General features: G+C 62.4%; 14 protein-coding genes. 7 read left to right on the top strand and 7 right to left on the bottom strand.

Annotated features, from left to right (window positions below; all coding sequences use genetic code 11):
* Positions 1-6 precede the first annotated feature (6 nt).
* Positions 7-2,481 (top strand): phosphoketolase, encoded by a 2,475-nt coding sequence (locus CSQ87_RS04760; protein ID WP_100512743.1) that lies wholly within the window; start codon positions 7-9, stop codon positions 2,479-2,481.
* Positions 2,482-2,712: 231 nt separating this feature from the next.
* Here the strand turns inward: CSQ87_RS04760 and CSQ87_RS04755 are convergent, their stop codons facing one another.
* The 4 genes from CSQ87_RS04755 to CSQ87_RS04740 all read right to left on the bottom strand — a co-directional run bounded on the left by CSQ87_RS04755 (position 2,713) and on the right by CSQ87_RS04740 (position 6,616).
* Entirely contained in the window at positions 2,713-3,294 is a 582-nt protein-coding gene (locus tag CSQ87_RS04755) for a hypothetical protein (protein WP_207761099.1), read from the bottom strand.
* A 92-nt stretch (positions 3,295-3,386) separates the two neighbouring features.
* A complete protein-coding gene (locus tag CSQ87_RS04750) occupies positions 3,387-4,391 on the bottom strand; it encodes a helix-turn-helix transcriptional regulator (RefSeq protein WP_243388834.1) in 1,005 nt (334 codons plus the stop codon).
* 174 nt (positions 4,392-4,565) lie between these two features.
* Positions 4,566-5,831 carry a threonine ammonia-lyase gene (gene ilvA / locus CSQ87_RS04745; protein WP_100512741.1) on the bottom strand — a complete coding sequence of 422 codons (1,266 nt, stop codon included), beginning with the start codon at positions 5,829-5,831 and terminating at the stop codon, positions 4,566-4,568.
* 575 nt (positions 5,832-6,406) lie between these two features.
* Complete coding sequence (locus CSQ87_RS04740; protein WP_100512740.1) at positions 6,407-6,616, bottom strand: hypothetical protein; 210 nt, start codon at positions 6,614-6,616, stop codon at positions 6,407-6,409.
* Positions 6,617-6,904: 288 nt separating this feature from the next.
* Between CSQ87_RS04740 and CSQ87_RS04735 the strand changes: the two genes are divergently transcribed.
* The 3 genes from CSQ87_RS04735 to rlmH all read left to right on the top strand — a co-directional run bounded on the left by CSQ87_RS04735 (position 6,905) and on the right by rlmH (position 9,017).
* Positions 6,905-7,342: a nucleoside deaminase gene (locus tag CSQ87_RS04735; RefSeq protein WP_100512900.1), complete on the top strand. Its 438-nt coding sequence runs from the start codon at positions 6,905-6,907 to the stop codon at positions 7,340-7,342.
* 89 nt (positions 7,343-7,431) lie between these two features.
* Positions 7,432-8,070, top strand: coding sequence for a uracil phosphoribosyltransferase (gene upp / locus CSQ87_RS04730; RefSeq protein ID WP_100512739.1), 639 nt, complete (start codon positions 7,432-7,434; stop codon positions 8,068-8,070).
* Between the two features lie 467 nt (positions 8,071-8,537).
* Entirely contained in the window at positions 8,538-9,017 is a 480-nt protein-coding gene (gene rlmH, locus CSQ87_RS04725) for a 23S rRNA (pseudouridine(1915)-N(3))-methyltransferase RlmH (protein ID WP_100512738.1), read from the top strand.
* A 132-nt stretch (positions 9,018-9,149) separates the two neighbouring features.
* Here rlmH and CSQ87_RS04720 read toward each other — a convergent pair whose 3' ends face one another.
* Positions 9,150-10,244 carry a glycerophosphodiester phosphodiesterase family protein gene (locus tag CSQ87_RS04720; protein WP_100512737.1) on the bottom strand — a complete coding sequence of 365 codons (1,095 nt, stop codon included), beginning with the start codon at positions 10,242-10,244 and terminating at the stop codon, positions 9,150-9,152.
* 353 nt (positions 10,245-10,597) lie between these two features.
* Here CSQ87_RS04720 and CSQ87_RS04715 point away from each other — a divergent pair, with 353 nt between their 5' ends.
* A complete protein-coding gene (locus CSQ87_RS04715) occupies positions 10,598-12,031 on the top strand; it encodes an L-serine ammonia-lyase (RefSeq protein WP_100512736.1) in 1,434 nt (477 codons plus the stop codon).
* A 292-nt stretch (positions 12,032-12,323) separates the two neighbouring features.
* On the top strand, positions 12,324-13,376 hold the full coding sequence (locus CSQ87_RS04710) for a LacI family DNA-binding transcriptional regulator (RefSeq protein WP_100512735.1): 1,053 nt from the start codon (positions 12,324-12,326) through the stop codon (positions 13,374-13,376).
* Positions 13,377-13,954: 578 nt separating this feature from the next.
* Here the strand turns inward: CSQ87_RS04710 and CSQ87_RS04705 are convergent.
* Positions 13,955-15,913, bottom strand: coding sequence for a glycoside hydrolase family 127 protein (locus CSQ87_RS04705; RefSeq protein ID WP_100512734.1), 1,959 nt, complete (start codon positions 15,911-15,913; stop codon positions 13,955-13,957).
* Between the two features lie 280 nt (positions 15,914-16,193).
* Positions 16,194-17,600 carry an MFS transporter gene (locus tag CSQ87_RS04700; RefSeq protein ID WP_100512733.1) on the bottom strand — a complete coding sequence of 469 codons (1,407 nt, stop codon included), beginning with the start codon at positions 17,598-17,600 and terminating at the stop codon, positions 16,194-16,196.
* Positions 17,601-17,861: 261 nt separating this feature from the next.
* Here CSQ87_RS04700 and CSQ87_RS04695 point away from each other — a divergent pair, with 261 nt between their 5' ends.
* Positions 17,862-18,731, top strand: coding sequence for a helix-turn-helix transcriptional regulator (locus CSQ87_RS04695; protein WP_100512732.1), 870 nt, complete (start codon positions 17,862-17,864; stop codon positions 18,729-18,731).
* Positions 18,732-18,797 lie beyond the last annotated feature (66 nt).

The following is an 18,797-nucleotide window of genomic DNA, read 5'->3' as shown; positions in this document are numbered from 1 at the left end:
ACTACTATGGCAAACCCCGTTATTGGCACTCCTTGGAAGAAGCTCAACGCTCCCGTGTCTGAAGAAGCTATCGAAGGCGTCAGCAAGTATTGGCGAGTCGCCAACTACCTTTCCATCGGCCAGATCTACCTCCGCAGCAACCCGCTGATGAAGGAGCCCTTCACCCGTGAGGATGTGAAGCACCGCTTGGTCGGCCACTGGGGCACCACCCCCGGCGTGAATTTCCTCATCGGCCATATCAACCGTCTGATCGCCGATCATCGGCAGAACACGTTGATCGTTGTCGGCCCTGGTCACAGTGGCCCGGGAACTGTCGCACAATCATATATTGATGGCACCTATACGGAAACGTACCCGGACATCACTCGGGACGAAGCTGGCTTGCAGAAGTTCTTCCGCCAGTTCTCCTACCCGGGTGGCATTCCCTCCCACTTCTCGCCGGAGACCCCGGGCTCCATTCACGAAGGCGGAGAACTGGGCTATGCACTAAGCCATGCATTCGGCGCGGCAATGAACAATCCCAGCCTGTTCGTACCAACGATCGTTGGAGACGGCGAAGCGGAAACCGGTCCTCTCGCCACATCGTGGCAGTCCAACAAGCTCGTCAACCCGCGCACCGACGGCATCGTGCTGCCGATCCTGCACCTCAACGGCTACAAGATCGCCAACCCGACGATCCTCTCCCGCATCTCCGACGAGGAGCTGCACGAGTTCTTCCACGGCATGGGCTACGAGCCGTACGAGTTCGTCGCCGGCTTCGACGACGAGGACCACCTGTCGATCCACCGCCGCTTCGCCGAGCTGTTCGAGACCGTCTTCGACGAGATCTGCGACATCAAGGCCACGGCCAACACCGACGACGTGCACCGCCCGTTCTACCCGATGATCATCTTCCGCACCCCGAAGGGCTGGACCTGCCCGAAGTTCATCGACGGCAAGAAGACCGAGGGCTCCTGGCGCTCCCACCAGGTGCCGCTGGCCTCCGCCCGCGACACCGAGGAGCACTTCAACGTGCTCAAGAAGTGGCTGCAGTCCTACAAGCCCGAGGAGCTGTTCGACGACAAGGGCGCCATCCGCCCCGAGGTCACCAAGTTCATGCCGCAGGGCGAACTGCGCATCGGAGCAAATCCCAATGCGAATGGCGGTCTGCTGCGAGAAGACCTCGTTCTTCCCAATCTTGACGATTACGCGGTTCGCGAAGTGGAAAAGTATGGGCACGGCTGGGGACAGCTCGAAGCTAGCCGCCGTCTTGGCATTTATACCCGCGATGTAATCAGGCTTAACCCCGATTCGTTCCGCGTATTCGGACCGGACGAAACCGCTTCGAACCGCTTGGGAGCAGTTTATGAGGTCACGGATAAGCAGTGGGATGCCGAATATCTTTCATCGCAGGTTGATGAGCATCTTGCCGTTACTGGTCAGGTAATCGAGCAGCTCTCCGAGCACCAGATGGAAGGCTTCCTGGAGGGCTACCTGCTCACCGGTCGTCACGGCATCTGGAGCTCCTACGAGTCCTTCGTGCACGTGATCGATTCCATGCTCAACCAGCACGCCAAGTGGTTGGAATCCACAGTGCGCGAAATCCCGTGGCGCAAGCCGATCGCCTCCCTGAACCTGCTGATTTCTTCACATGTGTGGCGTCAGGATCACAACGGTTTCTCCCATCAGGATCCGGGCGTGATCTCGGTGTTGCTGAACAAAAACTTCAACAACGACCACATCGTAGAAATCTCCTTCCCTGCCGATGCGAACATGGTTCTTGCAGTGGGCGAGCGCGCTTACAAGTCGGTGAATAAGATCAATGCGATCGTAGCCGGCAAGCAGCCGGCTGCCACTTGGCTGACCCTCGACGAGGCTCGCGCCGAGCTCGAGAAGGGTGCCGCCGAGTGGAAGTGGGCCTCCAATGCGAAGCCCGGCGAGGAAGACATCGTAATCGCAGCTATCGGCGACGTGCCTACACAGGAAGCCCTTGCGGCAGCCGATAAGCTCAATGGTCTGGGCATCAAGTATCGGTTCGTCAATGTGGTTGATCTGCTGCGGCTGCAGAATTCGTCGGAAAACGATGAAGCTCTCACAGATGCCGAGTTTACGGAACTGTTCAGTGCGGACAAGCCTGTGCTCATGGCCTACCATTCCTATGCACATGAGGTGCGGGGACTGATCTGGGATCGCCCGAATCACGATAACTTCACGATTCATGGATATCAGGAGCAGGGTTCCACCACTACACCATTCGATATGGTCCGAGTCAATGACATCGATCGCTATAAGCTCACTGCTGAAGCACTTCGCCTGATCGATGCCGAGAAGTACGCCGACGAGATCAAGAAGCTCGAGGACTTCCGCATCGAAGCCTTCAAGTTCGCGGTCGACAACGGCTACGATCACCCGGACTACACCGACTGGGTGTGGCCAGAGGTCCGCGCCGCAGGTGTCGAAGCGATCTCCGCTACCGCGGCTACTGCCGGCGATAACGAATAGCCTATCTGCCTGAGCACCACCAGTCATGCTGTTGGCGACGGCATCCTTCCTCCGCCGCCAACAGCGATTCCCTAAGTACATGCTCGAAGAGCACAATCCATACTAAATAGCGCAAAGGCCGGTCCCCATGATGCACAGGGTATCCGGCCTTCACTTCCATTTTCTCCGCAGAGACTGGCTCTAATTTCAAATAGTAGCACTCCTGTAAAGCGCTGCAAGCATACCTGAATTTCAAGAATTCCCATGCAAATTTACAGAGTACCGAACGACCATCTGGGTAAAGGAACGATACAAGTCCACGCCGCCTTCCTCATCCCCTATGGCGCCAAGTATCTGATCTGGCATCCACAGGCGCGCATCCTCCTTACCCGGCGTGAAATCCACTCGCAATGTCTGAATAAAACGTCGGCTTCTCAAGCCTTGAACGAACTTGTAATCCTTGATGTCCTGCGCCTCACTGCGAGATTCAAATATTGCCGCCCCTACCCCATAGTCCGTTTCGAGTATGGGCAGCAAGCATTCCAGACACTTTCTTCTTGCACGCTCAGAAGCGACATTTCCATCCAACGGCGTAGCCGCTACCACGATGTGAGCTAAACCAAGAGACTGTATTATGGGAATCGACCGTCGCTTTTGCCGCTGCGTCATATCGCGCCAATGTAATTTAGCTGCTCCGGCCGGTTTAAGAGGCGATAAGACCCTTCGAATCTCATCCTCTTCCATATCACATATACATGCCCCGATGAAATATGTCGGAACTCCCAAACCCTGAGTTCGAACACTTTCATCAATCCATGCATAATGCCCGTTCATCGTCGCTCCTTTGCCGGCTTTCGATCAGAACCATTTCGAAACCGATCAAATCGATACTAAGACAATTCGCCAACACGTCGCACAGCCTCCCCTCAATCGGCATATCGCCGGACTAGGGATTGGCCGGCTTGGCGGAGGGAGTCGCGCAGGGATTGCGGCTCGAGGATCTCGATGGTGCCGTAATCGAAGGCGGCGTACTGCAGGGCCCACCACAGCGTGGCGCGCTCGTTCGCGCGGACATGAACGTCGTAGGCGCGCACACCCACCGCATCCGCGCCATCGGCGATCGGCGTGACCTCGGGCCGGTCGAACCAGTCGAACACCGGCTCCAACGATCCTGTCACCCGCATATGGATGTCCACGGCCGGCCCGCCCATCGGATACGGTCGTTCGGCCATATGCTCGGCGATGTCGAACCGACCGACGTCCGCGAAATCGTCCAGCCGCCGCTGCAACGGTTCATTCTCCGGCAGCAGTTCCAGCTCGCGGATCCGGTCCACGTGCAGATACGACAGGTTCGCCAATCCGTGACGGTGGCAGAGCAGATAATACCGGCCGTTCTTGTACAGCATCTGGTACGGGTCTGCCGCATACCGCTTGATCCGCCCCGTCTCGTCGACGCGCGGCACGAGTTCGCCGGAGTCGTCGTACCGGCAGTAGCGGTATCGCACCACCCGTTCGGCGCGGATCGCATCGTTGAGTTTCTCGATGTTGATCAGGAACTCGCGGTTGTAGTGCCGCGGCGCCGCGATCTGGTCGATCGCGATGTCGCCGCCCGACACCCCGGACAGTGCCTGCAGACGGTCGAGTAGTTCCCGGGTCGTGTCCGCGTTGATGCGGGAGAGCGCAAGACTGTCGGCCAGCAGCCGCACCTGCGCGGCGTCAAGCACCGGCTCCATGTACCAGCCGACGGTGGCGTCCGGCGCGAGTGCATCCGTGATATCGGCCTTGCGCAGACGGCCGATCCGGCGGCCGAACGGACGGATCTCCTCCAGCATCCGCAGATGCCCGCGCAGGGTCTTGGCCGAGGCGCCGACCAGCGAGCACAACGTCTCCAACGTCATGCCATGCTCGCGGTCGGTATGCTGCGACAGCACCTCGAGGATCCGCACCACGATCTGAGCTGTGGATGCGCCGGGACGGCGATCCGATGCCCCACGTCGCTCCAGTGCCCCGCTGCGATCTGATACCTCACCACGATCCGGTGACGACATCGCCGGTCGGCGCCCGTTCACGGTCGGCCGCCTCTGCTTTCGGTCAGTCGTCCGCGGTCAGTACACGCGCTTGGGCTGGAATCCGGCCTCGCGCAGCGCCTGGAGAATGCGGTCGATGTGGTCCGGACCGTTCGTTTCCACGGTCACGCCCAGCGACACGGCGTTGGTGTAGTGGCCGGACGCCTTGAACTGGTCGTGGTCCAAAGCGATGACGTTGGCGCGCTCCTTGGCCAGCAGCGTGGCCACGGCCACCAGCTGACCGGGCGTATCGGGCAGTTCCACCTCGAAGTTCATGATGCGGCCGCGGGCGATCATGCCCTTCTGGATCACCGCACCCATGGTCACGGTGTCGATGTTGCCGCCGGACATGATCGGCACCACCACATGATCGCCACCGGCGGCGGCGAACTTGCGCGAACGCAGGTTGAGATGCTCCAGCGCGGCGAGCGACACGGCGCCGGCGGCCTCCACCACCAGCTTGTGCTTTTCGAGCATGAGCAGGATCATCTCGTTGATGTCGCGCTCGGTGACGGTGACGAGATCGTCGAGGAACTCATTGAGCAGGGCGAACGTCAGATCGCCGGGGTGCTTCACCGCCACGCCTTCGGCGGAGGTGACGACCCGGTCGGCCTCCACCACGCGGCCGGCGCGGAACGAGTTGAGGAAGGCGGGGCTGCCCTCGGGGATCGCGCCGATCACGCGCACCTCGGGCTTGAAGGTCTTGATGGCGAGCGCCACGCCGGCGCCGAGGCCGCCGCCGCCCAGCGGCACGACCACATCGGTCACGTCGGGGACGTCCTCGAGGATCTCGAGGCCGATGGTGCCCTGACCGCACAGCACCTCATAGTCGTCGAAGGGATGCACGAAGGTCATGCCCTTGGTTTCGCTCAGCTCACGGGCGTGGGCGGCGGCCTCGTCGAACACGTCGCCGTAAAGCACCACGTCGGCGCCGTACGCCTTGGTGGCGTCCACCTTGAGCGGCGGGGTGATCTGCGGCATGCAGATCGTGGCCTTGGCGCCACGTTCGCGGGCGGCGTAGGCCACGCCCTGTGCGTGGTTGCCGGCGGATGCGGTCACGATGCCGTGGGCCAGCTCCTCTTCGGAAAGGGAGGCGATCTTGTTGTAGGCGCCGCGGATCTTGAACGATCCGGTGACCTGCAGATTCTCGGGCTTGAGCAGAATCTTGTGGCCGGTCATCTCGCTCAGCACCGGGGAAGGCGTGATGGGAGTGTGGCGTGCGGTACCCTTGAGTCGCTGCGCTGCGAGCTTGAGCTCCGCCGCATGGTCGCGCTGCAAATTCTTGATGACGTCTTTCTGATCCATGCGTTTCATCCTATGCATTCGTCTCAACAAACCGCGGGATGCCGCCCACTTTGCGGAATCGGGCGGCAATCGCTACAGGTTAGAGCCTCTCGGCGACTGGATGAGGGCCTATCAGCTCCACTGAGGTCTCCTGACGGCTTGCTGAGGGGCTCTCAGCGACCTATCTCCATTCTTGGGGCACTTTTGGGGACCTTGCAGGCACCTATCTTCATTCTTGGGGTCTTTAAAGAGGCATATCGCGAGTACGTTCATTGCAATATCAACGGTCATACTTGGGATGTTCGGCAAAATGTGCCCTCAGAATACAGATAGGTGTCTGCACAGGCACGAAATCTGCCCGCAGAACGAAGATAGGTCCTAATAGCCGGCCGCAATCGCCCGGGTAACCGACATTGGCCACAACGCCGACGAAGCCGATAGAATACGAAAGGACCCCTCCCGTCAGGCAGCGGCGAGAGGGGGCATTTGTGGGATTAGTGCCCGAGACGAACGCGCCGAACGAAGAGACACAGCGCGGACGCAACGGGCACTAAGAACACAGCGGGCACCAAGAACACAACAGGCACCAGGGCTCATCACCCGTTCAGCAGATCATCGGTCATGGCAATCGGCCGGAGGAACGTCCGCACGAACCTGATCCGCATCTCCTGCACGAATTCACGAACCCCCATCGGCTCCTCATCGGCATCACGATCGGTACGCGTCGCTTCCAGCATCTGCACACTCGGATTCATGGCAGCTTCCCCCTTACGGCCGGTCGGTCCGGCCCGTGCGACGAGATCCATCGACCTCGTCATTGCCCTTTACGGTACGATCCGATCCACGCGGTTTGGTTGCCCCACCATTTCCGTCACGTTACCGGCGAAACATTCCCGTCACTCATCAAGACGCTTCCGATCACGCCCATAGGATTTCCCAATACCCGACCGATCCCCGATACCCGACTCTCTGATACCCAACCCGCACTCCCCAGTCCGCCCCAGCCCAGCCGTTACCCTTGAACCATGACGATGCCGACTCAGCAACCGGATTCACAGCCCTATCACTGGGACCGAACGACCATGGACCGCGCCATGGGCGAAGCACTGACCCTGGCCCGCGAAGCCGCGCGGAACAGCGGCGACGTCCCGGTCGGCGCCATCGTCTGCAACGCCCAAGGGCAGGTGATCGGCCGAGGCCGCAACCGACGGGAACTCGACGGCGACCCGCTCGCTCACGCCGAAGTGGAAGCCATGCGCGAAGCCGCCGCCCACCTCGGCCACTGGAACCTCGACGACTGCACGCTGATCGTCACCCTGGAACCATGCCCGATGTGCGCCGGAGCGGCAATCACCTCCCACATCGGACGAATCGTGTTCGGCGCCTGGGACGCCAAACTCGGCGCCTGCGGCTCCGTATGGGACATTCCCCGCGACCCACACGTCGGCACCATCCCCGAAGTCTACGGCCACATCCGCGAACCGGAATGCCGCACCCTGCTCACCGAATTCTTCGCCAGCAAGCGACGGTAAAACACCGGTCCCAGCCGCCGTCAAGACCGGCGACGACCGGCATCCCGTCAGGCGCGCGGCAAGGCAGTGTTCGCGCTAAGCTGGGCCCTATGGAATTGCATGTTGTTTCCCACCCGTTGGTGGATCATAAACTCACCGTCCTTCGCGACAAGAACACGCCCTCCAGCACCTTCCGCGAACTCGTCAGCGAGATCGTCATGCTGGAAGCCTACGAAGCCACCCGAGACCTGCTTCTCGAAGACAAGCCCATCGAAACCCCCGTGGCCCCGATGGTCGGCAAGCGCATCGCCCCTCCCCGCCCCATGATCGTCCCGATCCTCCGCGCCGGACTCGGCATGCTCGACGGCATGATGAAGCTCCTCCCCACCGCCGAAGTCGGCTTCCTCGGCATGAAGCGTGACGAGGAAACCCTCGACATCATCACCTACGCCAACCGCCTCCCCGACGACCTCACCGGCCGCCACGTCTTCCTCGTCGACCCCATGCTCGCCACCGGCGGCACCCTCGTCGCCGCCATCCACTACCTCGCCGAGCGCGGCGCCCGCGAAATCACCTGCATCGACGTCCTCGCCGCCCCCGAAGGCCTCAAGCGCCTCGAAGACGAAGTCAACCCCGACATCAACGTCCGCGTCGTCGTCGCCGCCGTCGACGATCACCTCAACGACAAGGCGTATATTGTGCCGGGTTTGGGCGACGCCGGCGATCGCCTCTATGGGGTCGTCGATTAATGGAGTGTCCTCGTCGTTACGGAAGGTTCGACGTACCTTGGTACGCCTTCACCTTCCGCGCCTAGAGGACACACGCATTAATCAACGACCTGCATGACAGAGAAGAGCGTCTTCTGCGTTGCGGGATACTCGACGTACCCTCGTACGCCTTCGTATCCCGCGCCTTGAAGCCGCACACGTCAGCCAACTCCACGCAAGTCAGCAGGGTTGTTGCGGAAGGTTCGACGGATCGTTATATGTTTGCCCCCTCTGGAGGTGGCTGTCAGCTTTGCTGACTGGGGGAGATCAAGCGATGCGACCACCCTCAGTCATGCCATGCATGACAGCTCCCGCCGGCGGGAGCATAGGACTTCACCCCTCGCGTCTTTCCGGACAAACGATCACCGATTGTTCCTGACAGCCCCACCCCCGAACACACATCGCCCCCGCCGACCGCCCACTACGCCAGCCTCGCTACACTGGGCCTCATGAACATCGACATCATCGCCGTCGGCAAGGTCAAGGAACGCTACCTGCGCGACGCCATCGCCGAATACTCCAAGCGCCTGAGCCGCTACTGCAAGCTCAACATCATCGAAGTGCAGGACGAAAAGACCCCCGAGCACGCCAGCGAAGGCGTGGAACGGCAGATCAAGGCCAAGGAAGGCGAGCGGATCCTCAAGCACATCAAGCCGAACGCCTACGTGATCGCGTTGGCCATCGACGGCAAGATGCTCACCTCCGAAGGCCTCGCCGCCCACATCGCCCAACTCGGTCTACGCGGCGAAAGCCACATCCAGATGGTCATCGGCGGCTCGATCGGTCTGGCCGACGAGGTGCTGCGCCGCGCGGACTATGCGCTGAGCTTCTCGAAGATGACCTTCCCCCATCAGCTCATGCGCGTCATCCTGCTCGAACAGATCTACCGCGCCTACAAGATCAACGCCGGCGAACCCTACCACAAATAGCGGGCGCCCAGACGCCAGCAGTGGTTACCCGGTCATCCGACAGCCTGGTCATCCGACAGCAGCCCGACCGCCCGGAGAGAGCGGCACCCCGCCGCTACTCCCCGGCCTTATTCCTCCCCGGCCCGATCGCCGCTACTCCACCGTTCCCGCGGCGGCGTCGGGGATGAAGGCCTCGAAGATGTGGTAGTCGAAGTAGGGCGCGCACCGTTCGAGCTCGTTGGAGCTGCGGACCGTCCACGACACGGTCGAGGCGCCCATCTTGCGGGCCAGCCGCACCTGCGCCTGATCGCCGCCATGCCAGTCATACGCCACGAAGTCCGGGCGTCCCAACCAGTTGAAGATCAGCAGCCCGCACAGCCAGTCCTTCCACTTGCCGTCCGCCAGCGAGAACTCCCCCGCCTCGGCGAGCTGGCCGCGGTTCACCTCCGGCCGGTGCTCCTTGTACCAGTGCACCGCGCCCGGATGGAACGATTCGATCACATACGGCCCGTCGTAGGCGCGCAGCAGCTCGTCGCCCTTCTCCATCAGCTCGTCGTCGGCGTCCGACCATCCGTACCCGTCGAACTTGTACTCCACGATCAGCGGCACACGCCCGGCCACCACCTTGAGCACGTCCTCGAACAGCGGCACATGCTGGTAGTAGCCCTTCGGCGCCACATCCCACTCGTGGTTCGACGGCAGCTCGGCCTTGAAATCACCGGACTTCGCCGGAGCGGGGAACAGCGGGATGCGGGTCAGCTCGTCGTAGGTGAGATCCTTGATCCGCCGCGGATCGCCGGCCACGCGCTTCAGATCGCCGTCATGCACCACCACGACCTTGCCGTCCCGGGTGAGCTGGATGTCAAGCTCGATGCCGTACCCCGCCTCGCAGGCCGCCGCGAACGACGCCAGCGAATTCTCCGGGGCGACGGGACCGTCGAAATCCGCGCTGCCGTATCCGGCCCGGATCGCGCACTCCCGCGCGTAATCGACGTAGGCGCAGCGCTCCGACACCGTACCGACCGACAGACCGGAGCCGGCGTCGTGCAGACCGCGATGCGCGTAGAACACCTGCGGGATCTGCGGCACATGATGGCGTCGCGCGTCGATCAGCGTGCGCGGCGCGATCGCCCACGCCCCCAGACCGGCGGCCACACCACCGGTGATCGCCGTATTGCGAACCGTCTTGCCGAATCCGGATCGCAGCGCCCTATGCGTCCGCAACGCCTTCGCCGATTTCCTACTCATTGCAGCACCTTTCCGTTCCGTTCGCGCCCATTCGCCGCGGAACCATGCATGTTGCTATCGAAATTAGCACCTTCGCCGGCAATCCATACGGTTTTCCCGGCAACGTTTCGCTGTTGTTCACCTGACCCGCCCAACCGTCCGGCCGACACGGTCCGGCCGATCGTCGGGGCCGACCAACCGTCCGACTGTCCAGCCGCCCGACCACCAAACCCCGCCGACGACCACCAAACCCAGCCGACGATCCCGCGACCCGTAACGCAACGTTTATCGCACGACATCTATGCTGACACGTAGCAATGGACCGTGGTATACACCGCGGTCCACCATATGACGGCGACGTACAGGGAGGCAGCGTGCTCAGCGTATTGGATATGTTCTCCATCGGGATCGGCCCGTCGTCGTCGCATACGGTGGGCCCGATGCGGGCGGCCAACGCCTTCGTCAGGTCATTGGCCGATCAGGATCTGCTCGATCGCACCGCCCGCATCCATGTCACGCTGTCCGGATCGTTGGCGCAGACCGGCCTGGGGCACGGCACCGACCGCGCCACCCTGACCGGTCTCGAAGGCAAGACGCCGGAGACCGTCCCGCCAGACGACGTCCTGCACGGTCTGGATCGCTGTTCCGCCCTCGGCAAGCTGCGCCTCGGCGGCGTGAGGGAGATCCCGTTCTCCCGCGACGACATCGAATTCGACCTGTGGCATTCGCCGCGTCTGCACCCGAACCGCATGCGGTTCCGCGCCACCGACGGCAGGGGAAAGCTGCTGCGGGAGGACGTGATCTATTCGATCGGCGGCGGATTCATCGCCTACGAGGACGAGCTGGCCGAAAAACTCGCCAACAAGCATGGCGGCACGTCGAAATCCGACGACGCCGAGTCCGGCCCCGACGTCCCCTTCCCCTTCACCTCGGCCACCGAACTGGTGAAGCTGTGCAATGACAATCAGATGAGCATCGCGCAGATCATGTGGCAGAACGAAAACGCCGTAAGACCGGAGGCCGAGACCCGGCGTCAGCTGTACCGCATCTGGCATGTGATGCGAGACTGCGTGCGCAACGGCTGCACCAGCACCGAGCGCCTGCTGCCCGGAGGACTGCACGTTCCCCGACGGGCCGCCAAGCTGTACCAGCGGCTGCGTCCCCGATCGCTTGACATCTTCGAGGGGGAAACCGAGCGAAAGGCCTTTGCCCACGCTTCCGACGCCGAATGGGTGGACCTGTTCGCTCTGGCCGTCAGCGAGGAGAACGCGGGAGGCGGCCGGATCGTCACCGCGCCGACCAACGGATCGGCCGGCATCATTCCCGCCGTACTGCACTACTACTGGTGGCTGGTCGATGGAGCGGACGCGAACGGCGTATGCCGGTTCCTGCTCACCGCGGCCGCCATCGGATACCTGTTCAAGCGCAACGCCTCGATCTCCGGCGCGGAGGTCGGCTGTCAGGGGGAGGTCGGATCGGCCTGTTCGATGGCGGCCGGAGGACTGTGCGCGGTGCTCGGCGGCACGCCGACGCAGGTGGAGAACGCAGCCGAGATCGGCATCGAACACAATCTGGGTCTGACCTGCGACCCGATCGGCGGATTGGTGCAGATTCCCTGCATCGAGCGCAACGCCATGGCCAGCAACACCGCCATCAATGCGGCTCGCATGGCGTTGCTGGGCGACGGATCGCACATCGTGTCGTTGGACCAGGCGATCAAGACGATGAAGGAGACCGGACTCGACATGATGAGCAAGTACAAGGAGACGTCGAAGGGCGGTCTGGCCGTCAACGTGACCGAGTGCTGAGGGGAAAGCCTCACAACTGCCTATTTCGCAAATTACCCGAATATCCGCAGGAAGGGGGTATTAAATCCCCAAACCCGTTGAAAATAAAAGGGTAAGGCATGTCTCACGAGGGCTGTTGAGCGATTGCCGCTGGAACCGGGATATCGAGTTGTAAGGCCGCGTTCATCCGCAATCCGAACACAATTGCGAAAACGTATTCCCAGCGAACGTCAGTTGCCTATAATCGTATGCGGTGAACGGTCGATGGGGATGCGACACCGCTGGCAGTATTGAGCAGTGAAAGAAAGTAGTTATGGCAGCAGTAACCCATGGAGCGAAGAAAGCCACGCTGGCCGAGGTAGCGGCACAGGCCGGGGTGTCCCTTGCCACCGCGTCCAAGGCGCTGAATAATCAGCCGCACGTCAGCGACGCCACCCGCAAGCGCGTGCACGAAGCCGCCGAACAGCTCTCATACATTCCCAATGCCCAAGCCCGTTCGCTGATCTCCGGCCACACGAACTCCATCGGCGTGATCACCTCCGATCTCACGGGCCGCTTCTGCACGCCGATCCTGCTGGGCGCGGAGGACGAACTCGGCGTCACGTCCAACACCGTGCTGCTGTGCAATGCGCGCGGCGACGCGCTGCTGGAGCGCAATCATCTGTCGTTTCTGCTGTCGCGCAATGTGGACGGCCTGCTGATCGTGGGCGACGAGACCACGCCCCGACCGCATCTCGACACCCCGGACCATGTGCCGGTGGTGTACGCCTATGCGCCCTCGGCAGATCCCAATGACTGTTCGATCGCGTGCGACAACGTCGAAGCGGGCGCGATGGCGGTGAACCATCTGATTTCCTGCGGCAAACGGAAGATCGCCATCATCGGCGGCAGTGACACGACGGCGGGCGCGCACAATCTGCGGCTCGGATCCCCCAAGGCCTCGCAGGACCGTCTGCAGGGAGCCATGCGGGCGTTGCATGAGGCGAATCTGGAACCGGCGGGACCGGTACGGTTTTCGCAATGGTCGGAATCCTGGGGGCGCGCGGCCACCCGTCTGCTGCTTGATCAGAACGTGGATTTCGACGCGGTGGTGTGCCAGAGCGACGAAATCGCGCGCGGATGCATGAGCGTACTGCACGACCGCGGCATCGACATCCCCGGCCAGGTGGCGGTGATCGGCCACGATAATCGATCGCTGCTCGCGCCGGATGCCGATCCGCCGCTGACCAGCATCGACAACTGCACTGAGGAGATCGGCCATGTCGCCGCCCGCGCCCTGCTCGACGCGATCAACGGCAAACCCCATCACGGCACCGAATACGTCTCCTGCCGTCTGGTCCAGCGCGACTCCACCCTCCCGAACTAGGCCCGGGGATTTCTGTTTAACCACCCCCACCCGCTTCGCGGGAGCCCCCGCCGGCGGGGGCGCACTGTCACCAAGCAGTCCCCCATCAGACGTTCGTCTGGCGGGGGACTGGATTCATACTTGTCTTTTCTGGCGAGTGAAGGTGGGCGACGAAATCGGTCGGATGAGGTAGTGAATGAGGCTTCGTTTGCATGCCCTCATCAGTCGGCTCCGCCGACAGCTTCAACCGCAAGAGCGGACGGCCCTCGGCCGCGCATTATCCGCTCGCTTGCCGGCTCGCCTGAATCCTAAAAATGCCGCCGGCATTTTCTTTACGGGCTCAACCCAAGGGGAAGCCCACACCCGTCAAGCCTCGCTCCAACCCGGCACTGAGTCACCGGGTCGGAGACTGGGATATATGGTGTCCGACCGTAAGCCTGGCCGAACGGCCGCTTCGCTCCAACCCGGCACTGAGCAAGCCGGGAGATGGAGATAGGTGTTGCTCGACCGTAAGCTAGCGGCCGGCTCGCCGGCCGCGGGGCCGAACGGCCTTGAGTGTGTCGAGCAACACCTATCTCCATCGACCCCACAGGCGAAACTCAGACGGTCCTCTGCCATACGCGCATCTGCCCCTCGCCCCTATTCGCCCATGCGTAGTAGGGGATAAAGGTCACGGACGCCGCTTCGGTCGTCTCGGTTCCGGCGGGCAGGTAGAGGTCGTCGGACTCGTCCGGCACTTCGCGCACGCCCTGTTCGGTGATGGTGCCGACGCCGCCGAGGAGTTCGGGCTTGAACTCGTAGGTGCCGGAGCCGGGCTTGATGGAGTACAGCCACAGGTCGCCGGCGTTGTCGGCGGATTCGGCGGTGTAGACGAGCGGTCCGCGGGTGACGGCCACGCGGCCGGCGTCTTCGGCCACGCGGTTGTTGGCGCGCAGTTCCTTGACGCTCATGTCGAGGTCGAGGGCGATGTCGGTTTTCTCGCCGGCGATCTGGAGGTACACGAATCCGTCTTCGGGCTCGACCGCGGTTTCTTCGCCGTTGACCGAGATCGTGAACGCGCTCTTCGACCATGCGGGGATGCGGATGCCGAAGCGGAATTCGCTCGCTTCGGGGTTGCTGATGGTGAATTCGACGTGGCCTTCCCAGGGGAAGTTGCTGCGCTGTTCGATCACGATGCCGCCGTCGAAGGACGCCTTGTTGGCGATGAACTGGTCGGAGAGGATGGTGCCGTCGTCCTGCACGGCGTAGATGTAGCGGTCCACGGAGGCGATGAGGCGGGAGAGGTTGGCCGGGCAGCAGGCGCAGGCGAACCAGCCGGCGCGCTCGGCGAGGACGTGGCGGAAGTCGGGGTTGCCCTTGAGTTTGCGCGGGTCCACTTCGAGCGGGTTGACGTAGTAGAAGTGGCGTCCGTCGAGGGCCATGCCGGCGATGGTGCCGTTGAACAGTTCCTTTTCGAGCACGTCGCCGTATTCGCCCTTGGGCTCGAGTTCGAGCATGCGGCGGGCGAAGAAGCTCATGCCGACGGAGGCGCAGGTTTCGCCGTATTCGGCGTCGTTGGGCAGATCGTAGTCGTAGGTGAAGGATTCGCCTTCCTTGGTGGTGCCGATCTGTCCGGTGACGAACATGCGCTTGTGCACGACGCTGTTCCAGAAGGTGTGGCAGGCCTGAAGCAGGCTGTCGTCACCGGTGAGGCGGGCGATGTGCGCCATGCCGGTGCACAGGTACATCACGCGCACGGCGTGGCCTTCGGCGTTCTGCTGCTTGGTGACGGGTTCGGCGGCCTGGTAGTAGGTGCGGGGCAGGTACTTGATCTGCTCGAAGAAGTCGCGGTCCCAGCCGTCGGCCTTGTTCTGCTTGTCGTAGAAGTCCGGGTCCTTGCCGCGGACGTGGAGGAACCAGCGGCCAAGTTCGGCGTACTGGCTGTCGCCGGTGACTTCGGCGAGGCGGGCGAGCGCGAGCTCGATTTCGGGGTGGCCGTCGGCGCCGTGCACCTTGCCGGCTTCGTCGCCGAAGTGTGCGGCGATGCAGGCGGCGATCTTCTTGGCCACGTCGAGGGCCTTTTCGTTGCCGGTGGCTTCGTAGTAGGCCACGCCGGCTTCGATGTAATGGCCCATGGTGTACAGCTCGTGGGACTGCTGGATGCGGGCGAACTTGCGGTCGGGCCATTTGATCTGGAAGAAGGTGTCGATGTAGCCGTCGGGCTGCTGGGCGGCGGCGATGAGGTCGACGACGCCGTCGGCGATCTCTTTGAGGTCGGCGTCGTCGTGGTCCTGCAGCGCGTAGGCGGCGGATTCGAGCCACTTGTAGACGTCGGAGTCCTGGAAGGGCATGCCGTGGAACTTGCCTTCGGCCTGGTCGGCGGCGATCTTCAGGTTTTCGACGGCGTAGCTGAGGGTGTCGCCGGTGGTGGGGTTGCCGCCCGGGTCGAGCGGGAGGTCGACTTCGATCTGATTGGTGATGACCTGCCACTGGTAGGGCAGGACCTTGGTGGCGACGAGGTCGCGGTAGTTCTTCCAGAAGGCGGAGGTGACCTCGACCTTGGGAGCACTGTAGGCCATGATGTTCCTTTCTATGGCCTTCGGAGCGGCCGGCCTGCGTTGCCGGACGACGACGAAGGGAATGGCGTTGGATTGTCGGAAACGAATGGGAAGGAGGATAGGTGATCGGCGTCGGCTCCCCCGTGAGGGGAGGCCGACGCCGTGGTGAAGGAAGGGAGGGAAAGCATGGTGAGGACGGATGGCCCCGAGGCCGGGAGGTTCCGTCGGCGGGCCCTTGGGAGGACGGCCCGCCGACGAAGTGCCGTTGCCGGTTCAGTGGCCTATGCCGTCACGAGCGCGATCACTCGGCTTCGGCGGCGGCCTTGGCGTGGCGCTCGGCGAGCTCGGCCTTGATCTGCGGCTCCATCTTCTCGAACTTGCGGTAGAAGCACATGATCACGCCGACGACGATGTACACGATGACGGGCAGCCAGATGAAGCAGAAGCTGATGGCGCTCTGCGCACCGGCGGACTGCTGCTGCAGGTTGGCGTCGTATCCGGCGGCGCCCATGATCTCCAGCGGCAGGAAGGCGCCGAAGCCGGAGCCGACCTGAATGCAGAAGGCGGAGCCGACGGCGGTGAGGAAGCCTGCGGCGTGGATGCCGGTCTTCCACTCGCCGTAGTCGACGGTGTCGGCGAGCATGCCGAACGGCATGCCGATGGCGATGGCGGCGCCGAACACGCCGATGGTCCAGAAGGTAACCAGCAGCGGCACGTTGTGACCGGCGAGCGGCATCAGGGCCTGGCCGAGGCCGCCGATGATCAGACCGATCTGCATGGTGAGGGTCTTGTTCTTCAGCTTGTTGGCGAGGATCGGCATGGCGATGGTGCCGAGCAGGCCGAGGACCTGCACGCCGTTGAAGATGGAGACGAGGTCGCGGTTGTTGAGGACGTACTCGGCGTAGTAGGTGGAGACGCCGTTTCGGGTGGACTGGGCGACCCAGTAGATCACGAAGGCGACGACGAGGATGATCCACGGCCAGTTGCCCTTGGCGGCCTTGAGGGAGTCCTTCAGCGGGATCGGCTTGTTGAGTTCGGGACGGTAGTTGTGCTCGGTGAGGTTCTTGAAGGAGAACAGCAGCAGGATGATGGCGATGATGCCCCAGATCGCGGTGACGATCATGAAGCCGGTCTTGTCGCCGCCGCCGAACTTCACGCCGAAGAAACCGACCAGCGGGATGGTGAAGGAGGAGGTGATGAAGGAGCCGATCTGACCGCCGGCCATGCGGAAGGAGTTGGCGTTGTTGCGCTCGGTCGGGTCGTCGGTGAGGTTCGGCAGGATGGCGGTGATCGGGGTCTGGATGCCGGTGTACACGGCGCCGGCGGCGAGGATGTACGTGATCAGCGCGTACCAGAACTTCGGGGCGCCGTCCGGCAGGCTCGGCGCGGTGAAGGCGATGAACACGGTGACGGCGAACGGCACGCACCGCCACAGGAACCACGGGCGGCTCTGTCCCCACTTGGTGTTGGTGTGGTCGACGATGGAACCCCACACGACTGCCGAGATGGCGTCGGCGAAGCGTGCCACCAGCAGGATCGTGCCCGCACCCAGGGCGCCTGCGGCCGGGATGTGGAACACGTTGGTGTAGAAGTACATGATGTACGAGGAAATGGTGACGTACAGCAGGTTACCTGCCATATCGGTGAAGGAGTAGGCGATTTTCTCCCTTACCGAAAGTTTCACAGAGGAGCTTACGTTGCTGCTCATGGCTTTCTCGCTTTCATTGCGAACTGTTGACGCCAACAATAGTAAAGTCTTTTCGCGTTTGCGAAAAGCTTTTTTCTTTTGCTATCATGGCAGAAGCTGTTGGTATCTGACACTGCCAAGCGCCGGAAATCAGCCCGGAAACGGACCGCGCATGCGCAATCATACGGCACCGAATCACCGGATCGTTGCCGCACAGGTGAGCAACCGCGTGCGCAACGACGAAAAGCGCAACGACAGTACCAGCCAGTCGAAGGAGCATGCATGAACAGCGAATTCATCTCGATATCCTGCATTCCGTCGCCGACCTTCATCGAGGGCGACTACGTCACCTTCGAGCCGGGCGACCGCCATCCCGATCGCAACAACCTGCCGTATTTCATCCTGATCGTGGTGACCTGTGGCCAGCTGTTCATCAGCGAGGACGGCCGCAATATGACGGTCTCCCCCGGCGAAAGCGTGATCCTGCTGCCGAACCATCATCACTATTCCTGGAAGGCCACCGCCGAAACCACCGAATACTACTGGCTGCATTTCGCGGTGACCAGCGAATGGGAGGCCGGCCCGCAGCCCACGCCGATGCGCTCGACGGTGGAAGTGCCGATCCTGCACTACCACACCCCGCAGCCCACGCTGTACCTGCTCCGGCAGCATCGGATCGAGGATCCGAAGACCCTCCACACGTTGTTCGACCGGCTGTTCGCCATGAGCACGAGCCAGATGCAGAACAACTTCTGGCCCACGCAGCAGCTGTTCCTCGACGTCCTTCAGATGATCCAGATCGTCGGCGAGGAGGAGACGGCCCCGTTTCGGCTGGCCCGGCAGGTTCGAAGGTATCTGGACGATCATTTCAACGAAAGCATCACGTCGCGAAAACTTTCGCAGGTGTTTCACCTGCATTCCAGCTACATCATCCGCTCGTTCAAGTCGGCGATGAACATGACGCCGAACGAGTATCTGATCGCCTACCGCATGGAACGAGCCTACAAGGCGCTGGCGAACACCGATCTGCAGGTGCAGCGGGTCGGGGAGATGGTGGGATATCCCAATCCCAGCTATTTCGCCACGACGTTCCGCAGACGATACGGTATGTCCCCAAGCGACGTCCGTATGCTCCACATCGTCCGCGGATAGCCGATACCGGTCCGAGACCGACAACTCCCGACGACACGACGACACGACGACGCCCTCCCGGCAGCG

Origin of the sequence: Bifidobacterium simiarum (assembly GCF_002802905.1) — a bacterium.
GTDB classification, from domain to species: domain Bacteria; phylum Actinomycetota; class Actinomycetes; order Actinomycetales; family Bifidobacteriaceae; genus Galliscardovia; species Galliscardovia simiarum.
The sequence above is the reverse complement of the archived record's forward strand: the minus strand, read 5'-3'. Positions and strand labels throughout refer to the sequence as shown.

What these genes read in the sequence shown, in the direction of transcription:
- CSQ87_RS04695 (WP_100512732.1), top strand. Translation starts at nt 17,862, where the DNA reads ATGAACAGCGAATTCATCTCGATATCCTGCATTCCGTCGCCGACCTTC.
- ilvA (WP_100512741.1), bottom strand. Translation starts at nt 5,831, where the DNA reads ATGGATCAGAAAGACGTCATCAAGAATTTGCAGCGCGACCATGCGGCG.
- CSQ87_RS04710 (WP_100512735.1), top strand. Translation starts at nt 12,324, where the DNA reads ATGGCAGCAGTAACCCATGGAGCGAAGAAAGCCACGCTGGCCGAGGTA.
- CSQ87_RS04720 (WP_100512737.1), bottom strand. Translation starts at nt 10,244, where the DNA reads ATGAGTAGGAAATCGGCGAAGGCGTTGCGGACGCATAGGGCGCTGCGA.
- CSQ87_RS04705 (WP_100512734.1), bottom strand. Translation starts at nt 15,913, where the DNA reads ATGGCCTACAGTGCTCCCAAGGTCGAGGTCACCTCCGCCTTCTGGAAG.
- CSQ87_RS04700 (WP_100512733.1), bottom strand. Translation starts at nt 17,600, where the DNA reads ATGAGCAGCAACGTAAGCTCCTCTGTGAAACTTTCGGTAAGGGAGAAA.
- CSQ87_RS04755 (WP_207761099.1), bottom strand. Translation starts at nt 3,294, where the DNA reads ATGAACGGGCATTATGCATGGATTGATGAAAGTGTTCGAACTCAGGGT.
- rlmH (WP_100512738.1), top strand. Translation starts at nt 8,538, where the DNA reads ATGAACATCGACATCATCGCCGTCGGCAAGGTCAAGGAACGCTACCTG.
- CSQ87_RS04735 (WP_100512900.1), top strand. Translation starts at nt 6,905, where the DNA reads ATGGGCGAAGCACTGACCCTGGCCCGCGAAGCCGCGCGGAACAGCGGC.
- CSQ87_RS04760 (WP_100512743.1), top strand. Translation starts at nt 7, where the DNA reads ATGGCAAACCCCGTTATTGGCACTCCTTGGAAGAAGCTCAACGCTCCC.
- CSQ87_RS04740 (WP_100512740.1), bottom strand. Translation starts at nt 6,616, where the DNA reads ATGGATCTCGTCGCACGGGCCGGACCGACCGGCCGTAAGGGGGAAGCT.
- upp (WP_100512739.1), top strand. Translation starts at nt 7,432, where the DNA reads ATGGAATTGCATGTTGTTTCCCACCCGTTGGTGGATCATAAACTCACC.